The sequence below is a fragment of the Actinoplanes xinjiangensis genome, from assembly GCF_003148685.1.
In the GTDB taxonomy this organism is placed as follows: domain Bacteria; phylum Actinomycetota; class Actinomycetes; order Mycobacteriales; family Micromonosporaceae; genus Actinoplanes; species Actinoplanes xinjiangensis.
In genome coordinates this window covers 365,882-384,268 of sequence record NZ_QGGR01000001.1, presented here as the reverse complement: position 1 = coordinate 384,268, position 18,387 = coordinate 365,882, and the positions used below count along the sequence as shown (strand labels likewise).

Genomic DNA, 18,387 nt, shown 5'->3' with positions numbered 1-18,387 from the left:
ATCTACGGCCAGGTACGCGCGGTGGTTTCGAACAGGTGCTGGTCGCTCTGCACCGGCACCACGCAGAGCAGGTGACCCCCGGGCGCGCGCAGCGTCTTGTGGCCGCCGTGGTCGGCCACCATGGTCGCGCCGAGCGCCAGCAGCCGGGCGGTCTCGGCCGGGACGTCGTCGGTCTCCATGTCCACGTGGTAGCGGGGTGCGTCGTCGACCGACTGCACGTCGACGGCGAGGCCGGGCAGGGCTCCGACCAGGGCGATGAACTCCTCCTCGCCGGGCACCGGGGTGGCGGTGGCGCCGAACGCACCGGCCCAGAACGACGCGGCGGCGGGCGTCTCGGCGGAGGGGGTGTCGATGAAGATGCCGAAGAGGCGACTCCGATGCATGATCACACCCTACTGATAGAGACTGTCCAGTTGCGACCGGTAGCGTTCCTCGGCGGCGCGCCGGCGGATCTTCATGGACGGGGTCAGGATGCCGCCCTCCACGTCGAGGTGGTGGTCGAGGATCACGAACTTCTTGATCGTCTCCCAGGAGTTGAGGCCGGCGTTCAGCTCGTCGATCGCGCGCGAGACCTCGCCGATCACCTCCGGCGACCGGACGAACGCCGGGTAGTCGTCCGAGCCGGGCCGTTTGGCCGCCTCGTCGGCGTCCAGGTCGATCAGGGCGGTGATGTACCTGCGGTTGTCGCCGTGCACCACGATGTGGCCGGCGAGCGGGCACAGCGCCTTGAACCGGGCCTCCACCGCCTGCGGCGCCACGTATTTGCCGTTCGACGTCTTGATCAGGTCTTTCTTGCGGTCGGTGATCCGCAGCGAGCCGCGCTCGGTGATTTCGCCGATGTCGCCGGTGTGCAGCCAGCCGTCGACCAGGACGTCACCGGAGTCCCGCTGGTGGTAACCGCTCATCAGGCCGGGGCCGCGCAGCAGGATCTCACCGTCCTCGGCGATCCGCACCCGGGTGCCGGGCAGCGGGCGGCCGACGGTGCCGTACTCCGGGTCGTCCGGCCGGTTGAAGATGGTGGTGGCGCACGACTCGGTCAGGCCGTAGCCCTCGGCGACCGGCAGCCCGATCGCGCCGAACCAGGCCGCGATGTCGGGGGAGAGGGCGGACGCGCCGGAGATGAAATACCGCATCCGGCCACCGAAGCGGGCCCGCACCTTCGCCAGCACGAGCCGGTCGGCCAGCGGGTTGCGGTGCCCGGCCCGGACCGCCCACGCGAACAGCCGGCCCTTGAGCCCGCCGCCGACGGTCGCACCGACTCCGGCGTACACCTTCTCGAAGATCCGCGGCACGGCCGGCATGATGGTCGGCCGCACCTCGGCGAGACGCTGCACGATCCGGCTCACGTCGCCGTCGACCGCGAACTCGAACCCGACCGACAGCTGGCAGGACAGCAGGGCCTTGCCGAACGCGTGCGACAGCGGCAGCCACAGGTAGCCGACGTCGTCGGGCCGGACGATCCCCATCGCCTGGATCGCCAGCCCCTGGTAGACCCACGCGTCGTGGGCGATCCGCACCCCTTTCGGCTTCCCGGTGGTGCCCGAGGTGTAGATCAGCGTCGCCAGGTCACCCGGCCGGACCGCGGCGGTGGCCCGGTCCACCAGCCGCGGGTCACCGCCGAGGGCGTCGCGGCCGCGGGCGCGCAACTCGTCCAGGTCCTCGAAGCTGATCACCTGCTCGACGTGCGGTGCCACCTTCGCCCGGTGCGAGTCGTCCTCGACGAACGCGAAGCGGCTGCCCGAGTCGGTGAGGATGTGCTCGACCTCGTCCGGTGACGACGACGGGTAGACGGTGGTGGTGGCGCCGCCCGCACACATCACCGCGAAGTCCGCCTCGATCCACTCGACACGGGTGGCGGAGACGATCGCGACCCGGTCCTCCGGCCGCAGACCCATCGCGATCAGGCCGGCGGCGATCTCCCGGACCGCCCGCGCGGTCTCGGCCCACGTCTGCGGCCGCCACGGTCCGCCCGCGGCTCCCGGCCGGCGATAGGCGACCTGCTCGGGGGTACGGTCGGCGCGCACCAGGAACATCGCGCCGAACGACGGCGGACCGTCCCGCCGCAACTCGGCGAGCAGGGCCTCCTCGGCCGGGGGAGCGGTGCACTCGGTCACGGGGTCTCCTCTGCACAGGGTGACTCGACCATCCGGCACAGCCAGCCGGACAGCTCGGGGACGAGGGCGGACAGGTCGGGTTCCGGTGCGGTGTCGAGGGCGTCCGCGGCGATCTGGCGCAGCGCGTGGATCGCCCCGAGGTAGGCGCTCAACGGGACCCGGTCACCCGTACCCGGAAATCGCCGTCGTCTGAGGTCGCGGACGAAGACCGCGAGCCGGGTGAGTGCCGTGCGCCGTCGCTCGCGGGCCGCCCGGCCGAGGGCGTCCATCTCGACGCCGAAGGCGCGGGCCGCGACCAGGTCACTCTCCAGGGTCGAGAGGTACGACGCCACGAAGTCCCGCACGCAGCCGGGCCAGTCGTCGCCGCCGGCGGCGGCCAGCCGGTCCAGGAAGACGGCGATGAACCGGTCGTAGGCGGCGAAGACGCAGGCGTCCTTGTCGGTGAAGCAGGCGTAGAAGACGGCCCGGGACACCGCGGCGCGGGCGCAGATCTCGCGCACTCCGAACCCGCGGTAGCCGTCGGCGGCCAGCAACTCGGTGGCCGCGATCAGCATGCGCTCGCGCTGGGCGTCGACGATCTGCTCACGCGCCAGCGCGTGCCGCCCGCGGGGCAGCCCGGCCGGGACGGTGAAGACGATCCCGCTGGTTATCTGAGTACGCATTGTTACTTCGATGTTCTCATGAACTTCTCGGGTCACCGGACTACCCCCGCGGGGTGCCACGGGCAGGATGGGTGCGTGGCCTACACCCTTGATGATCTGGAACTCGCCCAGGAGGCCGCGCTCGCCGGCGCCGCCGAGGGCCTGCGGCACTTCGCGGCACTCGCCGGGCTGCCCCGGGAGCTGAAACAGGACGGCAGTGTGGTGACCGCCGCCGACCGGGCCGTCGAGGACCGGATCCGGGACGTCCTGACCGGTGCCCGCCCCGCCGACACCATCCTCGGCGAGGAACACGGCGAGACCGCCGGACAGGGCGGCCGCCGGTGGATCATCGACCCGATCGACGGCACCCACCTGTTCGTCGAGGGTGACGACCGCTGGCTGGTGCTGATCGCGCTGGAGGAACAGGGCGAGATCACCGTCGGCGTCGCGGCGCTGCCGGCCCAGGGGCTGATCTTCTGGGCGGTGCGCGGCGACGGCGCCCGGCAGGCCGCGATCCTCGACGGCCGGATCACCGGCGAGCAGAAGATCGCGGTCGCCGGCGGCGCGCCGGAGCTGGCGTCCAGCCGTCTCGGCGTGGTCCCCGACTGGGACCGTGACGACGTCGCCGCCCTCATCGGCGCCGCCGACGAGCTGCCCTGGTCGCTGCACCCCGGCCTCCTGGTCGCGCGTGGTGACCTCGACGTGGCGGTGCAGACCAGCGGCAAGATCTGGGACTTCGCTGCCACGTCGCTGATCGTCACCGAGGCCGGCGGCGACTATCGCGGCCTGGACGGGCGGACCACACCCGGCCCGGGGGCGTCGCTCTACAGCCGCAGCGCGGAGATCGGCGACGCCGCCCTGGCCGTGCTGCGCTAGACCGCCGGGGAGTGCAGGGTGATCGTGGTCCACGCGCCGACGTGGACCTGATCGCCGTCCTTCAGGGTGCGTGACTGGCCGGTGCCGAGCGGCTGGTCCTCGTCGTTGATCCAGGTGCCGTTCGACGAGCCGACGTCGGACACCAGCCACGCCCCGTCGGTGCTGAACGTGAGCAGCGCGTGGTTGTGCGACACCCCCGGGTCCGACGGCGCGGCACCCAGGTCGATCTCCGGTGTGGTGCCCTTCGACGCGCTGTGCCGCCCGATCCGCACCTGCGGCGGCACCAGCTCGAACGTCTGCGGGATCGCGCCGGCCGGGAACGTCACGCCCTGGATGTCGTTGAGCGCGAAGTACTCCGGGTCGGCGGCGACCGTCGCGGTCCACGGGCCGGCCGGCGTGGCCACCGGCGGTGCCTCGATCTGCGGGACCCGGCCGGTGCTGTGGTCGTACCCGCAGTCCTCACAGAACCGGAACGGGCCGCTGCGCGGATAACCGCAGTTCGGGCACTTCTCCTTGGGCGGGGCGGGCGCCTCGGTGACCGGTGCGGAGATCAGCGGCACGGCCGGGGCAGCACCGTCGATGCGCGCCCCGCACGTGTCACAGAAGTCGCCCTCCGCCGACGCGTGCCCCTTCGGGCAGGTGTACATGGTCACTGCCCGCGTCCCACCCGCACGGTCTTGGTGGAGCGGGTGTCCAGGGCCATCTCGTCCTCGGCCGCCACCTTGCGCCGCAGCCGGACGGTGCCGGTCACCGCGTCCTCGATCTCCACCACCTTGGACAGCAGCTCCTCGGTCGCCGAGTTGCCACTGGCGTGCGCGAGCTGCGCGGCCCGCCCGAACTTGATCGTCGCGGTCCGGTCGTCGCCGGCCTCCCGCGCGGCCAGCCCGGCCTGGATCACGTCGGCCAGTTCGGCCTGCCCGGTGTAGTGGGCGACCTGCCGGTTGATCCGGGTGGACAGCGCGGTGTCGTCGGTCCACACCGCCCGGACCAGCGCGCGGGCGTGCTCGGTGTCGCCCTCCATCAGATGCACCCGGGCGGCCAGCATCTCGTCGCCGGATCCGCCGGCCGGCACGTCGACGCAGATGTGGTAATCACGGCTCTCCTGGCCCCACGAGCCCAGCGGATAACGACCGGCCCGCGGCCCGTCCTCGACACGCTTGCCGGTCAGGTCGGCGACCTGCGGCTCCACCTGCTTGACGAACCGGATCGAGGCGTTCACCGGCGTCCACACCTTCAGCTGCACGTCGGCGGAGGTCTTGCCCATCGCCGCGGTGATCATCTGCTGGAAGGCGGCGGTCAGCTCGGTGGGGCGGGCCACGATGTCCACGGTGCCGAGCATCTTGTCGGCGATCTTGCGGAGTTCGGCGACCTTCCAGTTCGCGCCGACACCCCGGCAGTCGCAGACGAACTGCTCCTTGATCTGCTCCAGGACGCTGTCGAGGTAGCCGTACCGCTCGCCGTTGTCGCCGTCGGTGAGCAGGATGGCGTGCTTGATGTCGCCCGGCCGCTGCGTGAACAACTGCGCGGCGAGCAGCAGCCACGCACCCATCGCGGTGCCGCCGTTGGCCTGGAGCCGGTCGATGGCCTGCGAGGCCGCCGCCCGGGTCTGCGGTGAGGCCACCGCCAGCCGTCCGGGGTCGGGGAACAGCTGCTGGGCGGTGCTGACACCGGCGATGATCGCGAAATGCACGCCGTCGTCGATGCACTCGACAGCGGTCTTGGCGGCCTGCCGGGCGGCGCCGATCCGGCCCTCGGCCTGCATCGACCCGGACGCGTCGACGATGATGATCTCGGTCGCGCCACCGGTCCGGCGGCCGCCCTCGCCACCGGTCGACGTGACGGTCACGATCGCGTTGACTTCGCTCGCACCCAGGGCGAGGTACTCGTTCTGGAAGGCCTCGGCGGTGTACGACACTCTCGGGACTCCTTACGCGTTGGTGGTGTCGAGGTCGGTGGTCTCGGGTTCCGGCTCGGTGACCGCCGGCCGGACCGGGATCACCGCGACCGTGATGTTGTCGGCGCCGCCGGCCGCGTTCGCGTACGCGACCATCGCCCGCGCCGCGCCGAGCAGGCTGTTCGCGGCGGTCAGGCACTCCCGTACCAGGTCGCCGAACTCGGCCGGATCGACCAGGTAGTTCCACAGGCCGTCACTGCACAGCAGCAGGTGCCCCGGTTCGGTCGCGGTGAACGACCGCACCCGCGGGCGGACCGGTCCGGCGTCGGCACCCAGCCAGGCGGTGATGGCGTGTGCCTTCGGGTCGTTCATCGCGCTCACCGGGTCGGCACCGAGCGCGATCACGTGGGTGGCCCACGAGTCGTCCTCGGTGAGCTGCTCGGCCGGGCCCTCGGGGCCGAGCCAGTAGACCCGGCTGTCACCGACCCAGCCGTAGCCGACGTGCGGGCCGCGCACCGCGGCGGCCACGATCGTGCAGGCCGGGTTGGCGGCGGCGCGGCGCGGGTCGCCGGTGTGCGCCAGCGAGGCGACCGCGGCGGCCGCCCCGGTGATCGCGTGCGCGACCGCACCGGCCAGCCCGACCGCGCCCGGCGGCCGTTCCAGCTGCTCCCGGTCGACGGTCTCGTCCGGGCCGTCGGCGCCGGGCAGCACGTCCGGATGCCGGGCGCCGGCCAGCAGCTCGCCGGCCGCCCGCACGGCGATGTCCGACGCGGCGTCCGGGTCGAACGACGCCGACACGCCGTCGCAGACCACCACGTCGGCGGCGTCCTCACCGACGGCCAGCCACATGGCGTCCTCGTTGCGGTGGTGCCGGCGGCCGCGGTCACTCACCGCGGCTCCGGCCGTGCCGCCGTCGGCCTCCAGATGATCGCGGGACCGGCCGGCCATCATGCCGCACTCCTCGCAGTAACCGTCGTCGCCCACGGAGCCCGCCGCTCCGCACCGTGCACAATCCTTACGAGCCGTCGCCGGGGCCGCTTCAGGGACCGGCGGTTCGGCGAGCCTACGCCCGCACACCTCGCAGAAGGTAGCGCCGGAGGCCAGCTCGTCCTCACAGGAGGCGCAGTCGGTCATCAGGGTCATGAGCGCGGTTCCGCCCCTCTCACGTACGCGTCCGCGGCCGCACCGCGTTCGCCAGGTCCACCAGGCGGATCTTCTCCGTGCCGTGCGTCGCCCGGGCCATCTCCCGGTACGCCGACTCCAGCGCGAACCGCACGTCTCGTTCCGGCTGCCGCTCAGCCGGTTCGCCGCCGATCACCGTGGCCAGATCGACCCCGGCGATCTTGGCGCCGCCGCCGAGCGTACGCAGTACCTGCTCGAGCAGTTCGGCCCGGAGGGTGGCCAGTTGCGCCGCCTCCACCTCCAGCCGCGAGATCAGGCCGGCCGCGGTGGTCAGCGAGTCCACGTCGACGACCGTCGTCCCCGACCGCACCAGCGCCCGGATCGCGCCGATCTGCGAGATCGGGTAGGCCGACGACGTCCCCGGAACCCGGTTGTACGCCTCGACCGCCCCGGCCCGGTCGCCGCTCTCCAGCCGGCACCGGGCCAGCCCGGCCGCCGCCGTCGTGTAGGCCGGGTCGGTGCGGCTGACCACGTCGTAGTACCCGCACGCGGTGGCGGCGTCGCCGGCCAGCTCGGCGGTGATCCCGAGGGCCAGCTGCGGGGCCAGTTCGCCGGGCAGTGCCGACCACACGGCGTCGAACCGCTGCCGGGCCCGCGCGTGGTCGCCGGCGGAGAGCGCGAGCAGCCCGTCGTACCAGTCCACCCGCCAGTCCGGCTCCAGCGCGTCACGGACCCGCCCCGCGGACTCGGCGTCACCCTGGTCGATGTGCGCCCGCATCCGCCGCAGCCCCACCTCGACGGAGTCCTGCGGGGCGCTCGCCAGCTGGGCCAGCACGGTCTTCGGGTCGGCCGCGGTGATCGAGGCGATCACGCCGGCGGCCGGGTCGCTCAGGTCGATCAACGGCGTCGGCAGGTCCTGCCAGCGGGCCCGGTCGTCGCGCAGATCGGTGCGCAGCTCGCCGGTGAAGTGCCGGGAGATCGCCGGATGCGGGGTGCCGTCCACGGCCAGGACCTGCCGCAGCACGCCCAGCATCTGCTCGGCCATCTCGGCGGCGTCGGCGAACCGCTCGTCCGGGTCGGTGTGGGTGGCCTGCCGCAGCAGCCGGTAGAAACTCTCGTGCCGCTGGTAGACGTCGAACTCGCCGCGGTCCGGCAGGCTGTGCGCGAACGTGCTCTGATAACCGCGGAAGTCGGTGGTGAGCACCGCCAGGGTCCGGCCGATCGTGTACAGGTCGGACTGCGGCGACGGCCCGTCGGTGGCCATCTCCGGCGCCTGGTATCCGACCGTGCCGTAGATCGCCGCCTCCTGGTCGTCGACGTGCACCACGCCGCCCAGGTCGATCAGCCGCATCTGGTCACCGGACTGGATCACGTTGTCCGGCTTGAAGTCACAGAAGATCAGGCCGCGGTCGTGCAGGTAACCGAACGCCGGCATGATCTCCAGCACGTAGGCGAGCGCCTGGTCGACCGGCAGCGGATCGACCGCCCCGTTGCCGCGGCGCTCCTTGAGCAGGTCCTTGAGCGACTTGCCGCCGACGTACTCCATGACGATGTAACCGGCGCCGTCGTGCTCGACGAAGTTGTAGATCTTGACGATGTTCGGGTGCTCGACCTCGGCCAGGAACCGCCGCTCGGCCACCGCGGCGGCCAGCGCGTCCTCGTCTCCTGAGTTGAGCAGGCCCTTGAGCACCACCCAGCGGTCCGACACGTTCTTGTCGACGGCTAGATAGACCCAGCCCAGACCGCCGTGCGCCAGCGGGCCGACCACCTCGTACTGCCCGGCCACCAGGTCGCCCTTGACCAGCTTCGGGGTGAAGTTGAACGCCTCGCCGCAGTTCGCGCAGAAGCCCGACGAACGGGCCGGCCGGTCACCGCGGGCCCGGCCGACCGGCTTGCCGCACTTGGCGCAGTACCGCTTCGACTCCGGCACCTCGGCGACCGACATCACCGCGGTCGCCGGATCCGCGGTGCGGATCGGCGCGATCTCCACCAGGCCACCGCCGAAACGGCGGGCCGATCCGGTCCGGGAACTTCCCGAGGTACGGCCACTTCCCCGGGTACGGGTGGAGAGCGCGCTGCTCCTGCCGCTGCCACGGGTCGAGGCCGCCGTCGCCGACCGGGGTGCCGCCGTCGCCGGAGCCGCCGTAGCCGGAGCCGCCAGTCCGCACTCGTTGCAGTAACCGTCCTCGAACGTCCCGTCGCAGCCGTTGCGGCCACACCGGCCCGAGGCGCCGGCCGCGACGGGAGCGGCCGCGACGGGGACGGAGGTGGCCGGGACCGGGGTGGGCGCGGCGGCCGGCGCCAGGCCGCACGTGTCGCAGTACCCGTCCTCGATCGTGCCGGAACAATTCCTACGCTGGCAGGTCATCGGGCCTCCCGGGCGGCGATGGTGGCGGAGAGCGCGTCCTGGTATTTCCCGACGGCGGCCCGAGCCGCGGCGAGGTCACAGGGCGCCTGGTGCAGGGTGTCACGTGCGGTCTGGGCGAGCGGGCTGAGCACCGCGTCCTCGCCCAGACCCCGGCTCAGCGCCTTGGCCCGGAAGGCGTCCAGGCGACCACGCAGCTCGTTGCGCTCGGCGAGCAGGGCCGCGTGGTGCGCCTGGGCCGACCGCAGCGCGGCCAGCCGCTCCCGGGCCTGCCGGTTCCAGGCCGACAGGCGGGGGCTGATCAGCGCCCAGTGGCCCGCGGCGGCCAGCGCGTCGATCGCCGCGAGCTCGGGGCAGGGGTCGGTACCCCGTACCGTAATGATCTTGTCCGGGGGGAAACGCCCGGCGACCGCGTCGTGGGCCGCATCGGCGGACCGCTGCGCCGCGTCGATCTCGGCGACCAGCGTCCGGGCGTCCCGCAGCCGTTGCGACAGCGAGGCCCGCAGCTCGGCCGCGGAGGTCCGCTCCGCGTCCGCCCGCGCGATCAGCGCCCGCACCCGCTCCAGGCCGGACACGTCGGCGCCCAGCGGATCCGACAACAGCGTCCCGGTCAGATCGCCGAGCCGCCGGTCGGCCTCGTCGAGCAGCCGGTCCGTCTCGGCGGCCAGGCCACCCGCGGTCTGCCGGGTGAGGTCGCGCACGTGCAGCAGCGCGTCGGCGGCCTCCGCGGCCGCCGGTGTCGCCCGCCGCCACGCGTCCCCGGCGCCGGTGACGACCGCGACCGCGGTGGCGAACGCGGACTCCATCGCGGCCAGCAACTCCGCCGGGGTGCAGGTGGAGATCACCTGGCCGGCGCCGAGCAGCCCGCGTTGCGCCAGCGGCACCGTCGCGGTGGACAGGGTGATCGAGCTGCCCAGCACCTCCTGCTGGAAGGCGGCCCGGTCGGCGTCACTCATCCGCCGCTGCGAGCGCAGCGCCCGCGCCCGGTCGATCACCTCGCCGAGCTGGCGGTGCCCCTGCCAGAGCCGGGCCAGAGCGTCACCCGCGTCGGCCCACGCGGCGGCGGTCCGGCCGGTCAGCCTGATCCGGCCCAGCTCCTGCCGGTCCGGGTTCTGGTCCAGCTCGACCAGGTTCGCGGCGATCGCGGCGACCGCCTTCTCCAGACGGGCCAGCTCGGTGTCGGCGGCCTGCATCGTCGTCATCGGTACCGCGCCGCGGGGGGTTTCGGCGCCGGGCCGGAGTCACCCAGCCAACGGTCGTGGATCTTCGCCCAGGTGCCGTCGGCGCGCATCCGCTCCAGCACCGCGTTGACGAACTCGGTGAAGTCGCGGTGCGTGCCGGCGATCGCCATCGCGTACGGCTCCTCGGTGAACCGCGGTCCGACCACCTTCGCGTACGGGTCCTGCGCGGCCAGCCCGGCCAGGATGGTGTCGTCGGTGGAGATCGCCTGCACCTCGCCCAGCTGGAACGCGACCAGGCAGGCCCCGAAGTCGGTGCGGGCCACCGCGAGCGGCGGCGGGTCCACGTTCACCCTGCCGATGTTCTCCAGGCTGGTCGAACCGGCCGCCGCGCAGACCCGCTGCCCACCCAGATCCTCGATCCGGGTCGCCGGTGAGTCCTTGCCCACCAGCAGCCGCTGCCCGGCCTCGTAGTAGACGGTGGAGAAGTCGACCTGCTGCCACCGGGTGCAGTTGGTGGTCATCGTGTTGATCGCGAGGTCGACGGTGCCGCGATTGACCGCGTTGATCCGCTCGGAGCGGGGGATGACCCGGATCTCCAACCGGTCCGGGTCGCCGAAGATCGCCTTCGCGATCTCCCGGCCCATGTCCACGTCGAAGCCCTCGATCTTGGCGGTGAACGGGTCCCGCGAACTGAACAGCAGCGTGTCCTGGCTCATCCCGACGATCAGCCGGCCACGATCCCGGATCGTCTGCATGTAGCTGCCGGCCGGGATCTGCAGTCCCTTCGTCGGCCGCCAGCTGGCCCGCGCGTCGCAGGACGGTGGTGCCGGCGCGCCCGCGGACGAGGACGCGCTCGCCGCCGGCTTCGCCGCCTCCTTCTCGGACGGCGCCGCGTCGGTGCAGGCGGTCAGCCCGGCGACGGCGAGCAGCAGGGCAACAGCCATGGGGGTACGCCTCACCGGTACTCCTCCAGCCGGGCCCGCAGCCCCAGAGCCGCGAGCACGCCGATCATCAGCGCCAACAGGGGGCCGAGGACCGCCAGCGCACCCAGGCCGAGCCCCGCCGAACGGATCTCGTCGTCGAACGCCGCCCGCCGGCCGGTGAGCGCCTCGTCGAGCACCGTGGTCACCCCGTCGAACGCCGACCGGGTCTCGGGGCTGACGGCCAGCTTCACCGCGGCCTCGTAGTCGCCGTTGTCGTCCAGCTTGCGGATCTCGTCGTGCAGGGCGAGGTAGGCGTCGTGCCGCTCGGCGGCGGTCGTCGCCAGCCCGCGCACCTCGTCGAACTCCTCGCCGGAGACCACGAACCGCTTCCGCAACAGCGTGAAGTCGTCCTCCAGCGCACCGCGCCCGGCCCGGGCCGCCAGGGTGAGCGCCTCGTCGGCCCGCTCCCGCAGCACCAGCATCCGGGTCTCGGCCAGCGCCTGCGCCGGTGTGGAACCAGCCCGCTCCGCGCTCTCCAGCCCGGAGCGCTGGTGCGCGAAGAGCCCCGCGCAGACCAGCGCCAGCAGCACCGTCAGCGCCGTGGCGGCCACCAGCGGCACGTTGAACGTGCGCCGGGTGGTACGGCTCAGGTGCGCCTGCGTCGCGATCAGCGCCACCCCCAGGCCCACCAGCACGACCAGCAGCAGAATCAGCCACCAGGAGCTGCGGGCGTCGGTGTAGCCGGCCGACGCCTCCCGCCGTGCCTGCTGGAACAGCGCCTGCGCCTGCGGCTGCAACGTGCCCCGGTTGAGTTGCGAGGCGGTCGACAGATAGGCCGCGCCGACCGGTTTGCCCTGCCGGTTCAAGGCCCGGGCGGTCGCGACCAGCGCCGTGTAGTCGCCGAGGCCCGCCGAGATCGCCCGGATCGCCTCGGCGCCCGCGCTGTCCTCCGGAACGCGGCGGGCGGCCGAGGTCAGAGCGGTCGCGGCGGCGGTGAGCTTCTCGTCGTACCGGCTGGTCAGCTCGGGCGGCTCCAGGCCGCCGCTGATGAACGCCTGCGCCGCGGTGGCGTCGGCGTCGGCCAGCGACGACCAGACCGTCTCCGCCTCGGCGAGCAGCGGCTGGGCCCGGTCGCGCAGGTCGGTGGTGCCGGCGGCGGCCGACGCCGCGGTCAGCCCGGTGACCAGGCCGGCCAGGGTGGTGAGGACGAGCAGGACGACGAGCAGCAACTGCAGGCGGCCGGGCGAGGTGTGCCGCATCCCGGCGAGGCGGGTCAACGCCGCCCGTGGGGGCGCCTGAACTGCTGTCACGCTATGTCGCCTCTCGCTGTGGGACCGCACGTCCACTGTGCGTTACGGGCGCAAGCTTCGTCGTGCTGCTTCGTCGGGCGGTTTCTGCTGCGCGAGGCGCCCGGCGGGAATCCCCGCCGGGCGCCTCGCGCAGGAGCCGATCAGCTCAGTTCGCGCTTGAGCAGCTTGCCGGTGGCCGTCATGGGCAGCGACTCGACGATCTTGACGATGCGAGGGTACTTGTAGGCCGCCATCTGCTCCCGGCACCAGGCCACCAGTCCCTCCTCGGTGGCCGAGGCGCCCGGCTTCAGGATCACGAACGCCTTGATCTCCTCGCCGTGGCTCTCGTGCGGCACGCCGATCACCGCGGACAGCGACACCGCCTCATGCGTGAGCAGGACCTCCTCGACCTCCCGCGGGTAGACGTTGAAACCACCCCGGATGATCATGTCCTTGGCCCGGTCGACGATGTAGTACCAGCCATCGGAGTCCCGGCGGGCCAGGTCACCCGTCCGGAACCAGCCGTCGCGCATCACCTCGGCGGTCGCCTCCGGCCGCCCGATGTAACCGCGGAAGATGTTGTGGCCCCGGATCGCGATCTCGCCGATCTCGTCCGGGTTGTCGATGCTGTTCCAGTCCCCGTCGATCAGCTTCACCTCGACACCCCAGATCGGGATGCCGATCGACCCGGGACGCGGCTCGCTGCCCGGTGCGCTGAACGTCGCCACCGGGGACGTCTCGGACAGGCCGTACCCCTCCAGGATGGTGACGCCGAACCGCTCCTTGACCGCCTTGATGATCTCCACCGGCATGCTGGAGCCGCCGGAGACCGCGACCCGCATGTTCGCCGCGATCCGCTCGACGTCCACGCCCTCGGTCTCGCCCAGCGCGTTCAGCAGACCCCAGTACATCGTCGGCACACCGGCGAAGAACGTCACGTTCTCGGTCTGGAGCAGCTGGACGGCGGCCTGCGGCTCGAAACGGGGCAGCAGCACCAGCGTCGACGCCGTGGAGAAACCGGCGTTCATGTTGACCGTCGAGCCGAACGAGTGGAACAGCGGCAGCACCAGCAGATGCGTGTCGGTGGCCGGCTGGGTGCCGAACAGCCGGTTACAGGTCAGCGCGTTCAGCACCAGGTTCGAGTGGGACAGTTCGGCGCCCTTGGCCTGACCGGTCGTCCCGCTCGTGTAGAGGATCACCGCCGCGTCCGTCTCGGCCCGCTGCACCGTCTCGAAGACCGGCGGCTGCCCGGCCAGCCCCGCGCCCATCGTCTCCGCGCCCTCGATCGGCGACGCCGCCGCCGGATCCGCGGTGATCAGGAAGAAGTGCTCGGCGCTGTCGACCTCGTTGAAGCCGGCGAAACCCTCGGCGCCCATCGGCAGCTCCGGGGTGCCCTGGAAGCAGAAGTACGCCCGCGCGCCCGAATCCCGCAGGTGGTAGGCGATCTCCCGGCCCTTGAGCAGCACGTTCAGCGGCACCACGACCGCGCCGGCCTTGAGGATGCCGTAGTACACGATCGGGAAGTAGGGGAGGTTGGGACAGGTCAGGGCGACCTTGTCACCCGGCTCGATGCCCCGCGCCCGGAGCAGCCCGGCGACCTGGTTCGCCGCGGCGTTCACCTGCGCATAGGTCAGGCGCTGCGGACCCAGCACCACAGCGGCGCGCTCCGGGTGGTTACGGGCGCTGTCCTCCAGAAGAACGGAGAGGTTGAGCATGTGGTGGGACCCTTCTCACCGGTGAGTCGTGACGGCAGTCTCATCCCAACATGCGCGCCCGTACGCGTGGAAGGCTCCGTTTCGCCTTTGTTTCCTTGCGTCTTTCTTTAGGTCGGCTGGTTGTCTGCCGAATGCACCGGCGTGGGAATCCCGGTGTTGGATGCGGTACACGTGGGACGTCAGCCGATCTTCGACGTCCATGGCGTCGTCGTGGCTTACGAACTGCTGTTCCGCGGTCGTATGGACGACGTCGCGTCAGGGCGGCAGGATACATACGCCACCAGCGCCGTCATGGTGAACGCGTTCACCGAATTCGGCATAGCCGAAGTGGCCGGCACCCGGCCGTGCTTCATCAACCTCACCCGTGAGTTCGTGACCGGGCGGCTCCCGTTGCCGTTCGGCCCCGAACAGGTGGTGCTCGAGGTGCTGGAGACGGTCCAGGTCGACGACGAGGTGATCGCCGGGCTCACCGCACTCTCCGAGGCCGGATACAAGATCGCCCTGGACGACTTCGTGTGGGGCTCCGGTCACGAACAACTCCTCGGCCTCGCGTCGTACGTCAAACTCGACCTCCTCGACGGCGACCTCAGCCGCCTCGACGAGATCGTCGCGGCCTGCCGCGAATACCCCGGCATCGAGCTGGTCGCCGAACGCCTCGAGACCGAGGCGCAGGTCGCCATCGCCGACCATCACGGCATGGAACTGCGGCAGGGGTACGCGCTGAGCCGCCCCCAGGTCCTCAGCACCCCCAGCCTGTCCCCGTCCCGGCTGCGCCGCCTCGAACTCGTCGCCGCCCTGATGTCCCCCGACGTGCCACTCGAGAAGATCACCTCGATCATCGTCAGCGACCCGGCCCTCGCCCTGCGGGTGCTGCGGGTCAGCAACTCGGTCGCCGCCGGCGTGGTCAGCCGCATCTCCTCGGTCCGGCAGGCCGTCATGCTCGTCGGCCTCAACCGCATCCGCCGCTGGGCCACCCTCATGGTCGTCGACGACGTCGCCGAAGCCCCCGAGGAACAACTCCTCACCGCTCTCGCCCAGGCCCGCCTGTGCGAGAGCCTGGCCCCGCGCTTCCGCGCCGACCCCGGCGCCGCGTTCGTCGCCGGACTGGTCACCGGAATGGCCCGCCTGATGGCCATGACGCCCGCCACCATGGCCGAGCAACTGCCCCTGACCGCCGAGGTCTCCGAAGCCCTCACGGTCGGCACCGGCCGCCTCGGCGACGTGCTCCGGGCGGTCCGCGCCTACGAGAACGGCGAGTGGGGGACCGGCGACCTGGCCGGCCTCTCCCTCGACGCGATGCGCTGGTCCACCCGGACCCTCACCGCCGCTCATCGCTTCGCCCCGGGCACCTCCAAGCGCCGCCGAGGCCCGGCGGCGCCCCGCCCGGTCTGACCGCCGCCCCGCCGCCCCGCCGCCCCGCCGATCCGCCGCCCCGCCGATCCGCCGCCCCGGCCGCCCCGGCTGTCCCACTCGCCGCGCCGCAGCCGCTCCGGCGGGTGCCGTCCCCGGCGCTTCGCCGGGTGCCGTCCCGGTCGCTCTGCCGGTCGCGGTGCTGTTCCGTGCCTCGGTTCCTCTGCCGGTCGCGGTGCTGTTCGGTGCCTCGGTTGCTCTGCTGGTTGCTTTGCCCGTCGGTGTCCCGGTCGCTTCGCCGGCTCGTCCTGTCTGCCGTCGTCTGGCCGAAGGAGCATTCGAGCAACGGCCCCCGCATCCCGGGCCGCCTTCCCTCGGCGTTCGTCGGACGGCGGCCTTTTCTCCGGCCGAGGCTGGTCACGCCGGAGTGCCCCTGCTCTTCAGGAGGGGGAACGCGGAGGCGACGACCGCTAGGACGGCACAGACGGTGGTGACCGCCGCGGTCGCGCCCCACGGAAGGACGAGCGCGATGTCGCGGCCGATCTCGTCCTCCACGGCTGCTCGGACGCCGACGAGGGAGACGACCGCGACCAGCCCGCCGAGGACCGCACCGATCACCACCGCGAGCAACGCCTCCGCGGTGACGACCCGCAGCACCTGGCCGGTCCCGGCACCGGCGAGCCGGAGCGCCCGGAATTCACCACGGCGGGCAGCGGTAGCCATCAGCAGCGTGTTACCGACCGCGATGGCGGTGTACCCCGCGGTGAGCCCGATCAGCGCCACCAGGAACAGGTCGATCAGCCGGCCCTCCTGATCGATCTCCTCCATGACGAACTCGTGGATCGGGAGGCTGCGCGCCCCGGGAACCGCCACGGCCGGCTTCCTCAGCACCAGCATGCCGGTCAGCGCGTCCGGGTCGTGCTGCCGGACCAGACGCCGCGGAATGCTCGTCTCATCCCCCACGGCTGCGACCGGCAGTTTCGTCTCGGCGCCGTCGACGAACCGGATCGTGACCGTGTCACCGACTCCGGCGCCCAACTCCCCCGCGCTGAGGCGGTCGAGGGCCAGGGCGTCGCCGCGACCGGTCGCGGACCGGCCGGCGGTCCGGTCGCCATGGGTGATCAGCAGCCGGGTGGTGAGTTCCGGATGGGCACCTTGGGCGGTGACCGCGGCCGCCGACAGACCCGGCGTTCCGTCCGGGACCAGCACGTCGGCCGCCGGATACCGGGCGGTCTCATCGATGCCGGTGGCCACCTCGATCGTCGCGACCGTGCCGGCGAGCAGAACCGTCAGCCCGACGGTCGCCAGCACCGGCGCCGCCGTGGACGCGACCCGGCGAACCCCGGTCAGCGTGCCCTCCCGGACCAGCATCCCGGTGGGGGTGCCTTGCCACGGCCGGACCACCACCCGCACCAACGGCACGATGAGCACCGGCGACAACAGCGCGGCCGACGACAACAGCAGCATCGCGGCGCCCATCCCAGCGCTGCTGCGTGTCGCCAGGGGCAGCGACGGCATCGCCGCCAGCAACGCCCCACCCGCGGCCCCGCAGAGCAGCCCCACGACCCAGCGGGCCGGCGTCATCGCGCGCGGATCGGCGGCCGCCTCACGCAGCGCCTCGAGTGGCGGGATCCGGCTGGCCCGCCGTGCCGCCGCGGTCACCCCGGCAAGCGCCACGAACAGACCGAGCACGATCGCACCGACCAGCGCGACGGGCTGCCAGGTCACCGTGAAGCCCGCGGGCTCCAGACCGGTGCTGATCATCGGATCAGCCAGCAGCGGAGCCGCCGCCATACCGGCGGGCGCACCGAGCAGCCCGGCGAGCAGGGCGATCAGCGCCGTCTCGGCATACATCATCCGCTGTACCTGCCCCGGAGTCGCGCCGACCGCGCGCAGCAGCCCCAGTTCGCGCCGTCGCTGCGCCGCACTCAGCGCACACGTCGACGACACCACGAACACGGTCGCGAACGCCCCCAGCGTGACGAGCGCGATCAGCAGCTGCGCGCCGATCCACCGGATCCGCGTGATGGAACCCGGCTCAAGCGCGTCCCGCTCCGCTCCGGACCTCACCACGCCCTCCGCCCCGACGACTGCGCCGGCCGCGTCGGCCACCCGCTGCGGGTCTCCACTGACGGTCAGGCCGATCACCTGGACGCCGGACGCCCGTTCCGCCGCATCCCGATCCGTCACGTAGAACCCCGGCCCATCCACGGTCCCCGTGACCCGCCACTCCTCCGGCCCGGCCGAGGTGAGGACCACAACCGTCCCCATGGCCGAAGCCGTCGCCGTCCCAGCCCTCGTCCGAGATGCCCCGTTCCCTGCGCCGCCGTTCCCCGTGCTGTTGCTCGCTGGCCCGCTGTTCCCTGGGCCGCCGCTTCCCGTCTCGCCGGTCGTTGTGCTGCCGCTCCCTGCGCTGCCGTTCGTGGGGGCGCCGGAGGTATTGGGTGTGGTGATTAGTGCCTTCCCGGCGGCGCCGGTGCCGGACGTGCTCTCGTTCGTCGAGGCGCGGGACTCTTTGCCTGTGCCCTGTGGGGCTTTGTCCGACCTGTCGGTTTCCGATGGCCGGCTATCTGTCTTGATGGCTGACGTCGTCTTGGTGGAGGAGGGCCTGGATGGGGTGTCGGAGGCTGCCGTGGTGCCGATGACGACCTCGCCGGTGGCGGTGGGGGCGCGGCCGCTGGTGAGCCGGTAACCGCCGAGGGCCGCGGATGACCAGGCGTGCCCGTCGAGCAGGGACGCCTGAGCGTCGCCTGTCGGCCGGCCGGCATCAAGCCGCTGCACGTAGAACCACGGATCCGGGACGGCCGCTGTCACCCCCTCCAACGCGTCGAGGCGGGCGGCGAGCGCGGCTGCCTGTGCCGATGTCCAGGATTGCCGGTCACGGTCGTCGCCGGTGCCCGGGTCAGGCGGTGTGACG

At 72.4% G+C, this 18,387-nt stretch carries 15 protein-coding genes; 3 read left to right on the top strand and 12 right to left on the bottom strand.

Annotation, left to right across the window (positions count from 1 at the left end; genetic code table 11):
- Window positions 1–2: 2 nt before the first annotated feature.
- Genes BC793_RS01700 through BC793_RS01690 form a run of 3 tightly spaced genes read right to left on the bottom strand, consistent with a single transcriptional unit; the run spans window position 3 to window position 2,776 of the window.
- The gene (locus BC793_RS01700) at window positions 3–383 is read right to left on the bottom strand and encodes a VOC family protein (RefSeq protein WP_109589084.1); all 381 of its coding nucleotides are present in this window, start codon (window positions 381–383) and stop codon (window positions 3–5) included.
- 9 nt (window positions 384–392) lie between these two features.
- Entirely contained in the window at window positions 393–2,114 is a 1,722-nt protein-coding gene (locus BC793_RS01695; RefSeq protein ID WP_239169779.1) for an AMP-dependent synthetase/ligase, read from the bottom strand.
- The gene (locus BC793_RS01690; RefSeq protein ID WP_109588732.1) at window positions 2,111–2,776 is read right to left on the bottom strand and encodes a TetR/AcrR family transcriptional regulator; all 666 of its coding nucleotides are present in this window, start codon (window positions 2,774–2,776) and stop codon (window positions 2,111–2,113) included. The genes BC793_RS01695 and BC793_RS01690 overlap by 4 nt, the downstream gene beginning before the upstream one ends.
- Window positions 2,777–2,851: 75 nt before the next feature.
- Here BC793_RS01690 and BC793_RS01685 point away from each other — a divergent pair, with 75 nt between their 5' ends.
- Window positions 2,852–3,631, top strand: a complete 780-nt coding sequence (locus BC793_RS01685; RefSeq protein ID WP_239169780.1) for an inositol monophosphatase family protein — start codon at window positions 2,852–2,854, stop codon at window positions 3,629–3,631.
- Here the strand turns inward: BC793_RS01685 and BC793_RS01680 are convergent.
- From BC793_RS01680 to BC793_RS01645, 8 genes are all read right to left on the bottom strand, one after another.
- On the bottom strand, window positions 3,628–4,278 hold the full coding sequence (locus BC793_RS01680) for a double zinc ribbon and FHA domain-containing protein (protein WP_239169788.1): 651 nt from the start codon (window positions 4,276–4,278) through the stop codon (window positions 3,628–3,630). The genes BC793_RS01685 and BC793_RS01680 overlap by 4 nt on opposite strands.
- Before the next feature lie 2 nt (window positions 4,279–4,280).
- Window positions 4,281–5,546 (bottom strand): vWA domain-containing protein, encoded by a 1,266-nt coding sequence (locus tag BC793_RS01675; protein ID WP_109588729.1) that lies wholly within the window; start codon window positions 5,544–5,546, stop codon window positions 4,281–4,283.
- Window positions 5,547–5,558: 12 nt separating this feature from the next.
- The gene (locus BC793_RS01670; RefSeq protein WP_239169781.1) at window positions 5,559–6,509 is read right to left on the bottom strand and encodes a PP2C family protein-serine/threonine phosphatase; all 951 of its coding nucleotides are present in this window, start codon (window positions 6,507–6,509) and stop codon (window positions 5,559–5,561) included.
- A 178-nt stretch (window positions 6,510–6,687) separates the two neighbouring features.
- Window positions 6,688–9,015 (bottom strand): serine/threonine-protein kinase, encoded by a 2,328-nt coding sequence (locus BC793_RS01665; RefSeq protein ID WP_109588727.1) that lies wholly within the window; start codon window positions 9,013–9,015, stop codon window positions 6,688–6,690.
- Complete coding sequence (locus BC793_RS01660; protein ID WP_109588726.1) at window positions 9,012–10,214, bottom strand: hypothetical protein; 1,203 nt, start codon at window positions 10,212–10,214, stop codon at window positions 9,012–9,014. The genes BC793_RS01665 and BC793_RS01660 overlap by 4 nt, the downstream gene beginning before the upstream one ends.
- The gene (locus BC793_RS01655; protein WP_239169782.1) at window positions 10,211–11,152 is read right to left on the bottom strand and encodes a glutamate ABC transporter substrate-binding protein; all 942 of its coding nucleotides are present in this window, start codon (window positions 11,150–11,152) and stop codon (window positions 10,211–10,213) included. The genes BC793_RS01660 and BC793_RS01655 overlap by 4 nt, the downstream gene beginning before the upstream one ends.
- On the bottom strand, window positions 11,149–12,426 hold the full coding sequence (locus BC793_RS01650; RefSeq protein ID WP_239169783.1) for a hypothetical protein: 1,278 nt from the start codon (window positions 12,424–12,426) through the stop codon (window positions 11,149–11,151). The genes BC793_RS01655 and BC793_RS01650 overlap by 4 nt, the downstream gene beginning before the upstream one ends.
- A 140-nt stretch (window positions 12,427–12,566) precedes the next feature.
- The gene (locus BC793_RS01645) at window positions 12,567–14,120 is read right to left on the bottom strand and encodes a long-chain-fatty-acid--CoA ligase (RefSeq protein WP_109588723.1); all 1,554 of its coding nucleotides are present in this window, start codon (window positions 14,118–14,120) and stop codon (window positions 12,567–12,569) included.
- A 210-nt stretch (window positions 14,121–14,330) separates the two neighbouring features.
- Here BC793_RS01645 and BC793_RS01640 point away from each other — a divergent pair, with 210 nt between their 5' ends.
- Window positions 14,331–15,512, top strand: coding sequence for an EAL and HDOD domain-containing protein (locus tag BC793_RS01640; RefSeq protein ID WP_239169784.1), 1,182 nt, complete (start codon window positions 14,331–14,333; stop codon window positions 15,510–15,512).
- Between the two features lie 375 nt (window positions 15,513–15,887).
- On the opposite strand, the gene BC793_RS01635 is transcribed toward BC793_RS01640, so the two are convergent.
- On the bottom strand, window positions 15,888–17,741 hold the full coding sequence (locus BC793_RS01635; protein WP_109588722.1) for an ABC transporter permease: 1,854 nt from the start codon (window positions 17,739–17,741) through the stop codon (window positions 15,888–15,890).
- Here BC793_RS01635 and BC793_RS01630 point away from each other — a divergent pair.
- Window positions 17,740–18,162 (top strand): hypothetical protein, encoded by a 423-nt coding sequence (locus BC793_RS01630; protein ID WP_109588721.1) that lies wholly within the window; start codon window positions 17,740–17,742, stop codon window positions 18,160–18,162. The genes BC793_RS01635 and BC793_RS01630 overlap by 2 nt on opposite strands.
- Window positions 18,163–18,387: the final 225 nt, after the last annotated feature.

Coding starts and splice junctions, on each gene's coding strand:
- BC793_RS01635 (WP_109588722.1), bottom strand. CDS start 17,741: ATGGGGACGGTTGTGGTCCTCACCTCGGCCGGGCCGGAGGAGTGGCGG.
- BC793_RS01665 (WP_109588727.1), bottom strand. CDS start 9,015: ATGACCTGCCAGCGTAGGAATTGTTCCGGCACGATCGAGGACGGGTAC.
- BC793_RS01645 (WP_109588723.1), bottom strand. CDS start 14,120: ATGCTCAACCTCTCCGTTCTTCTGGAGGACAGCGCCCGTAACCACCCG.
- BC793_RS01680 (WP_239169788.1), bottom strand. CDS start 4,278: ATGTACACCTGCCCGAAGGGGCACGCGTCGGCGGAGGGCGACTTCTGT.
- BC793_RS01630 (WP_109588721.1), top strand. CDS start 17,740: ATGGCCGAAGCCGTCGCCGTCCCAGCCCTCGTCCGAGATGCCCCGTTC.
- BC793_RS01700 (WP_109589084.1), bottom strand. CDS start 383: ATGCATCGGAGTCGCCTCTTCGGCATCTTCATCGACACCCCCTCCGCC.
- BC793_RS01660 (WP_109588726.1), bottom strand. CDS start 10,214: ATGACGACGATGCAGGCCGCCGACACCGAGCTGGCCCGTCTGGAGAAG.
- BC793_RS01690 (WP_109588732.1), bottom strand. CDS start 2,776: ATGCGTACTCAGATAACCAGCGGGATCGTCTTCACCGTCCCGGCCGGG.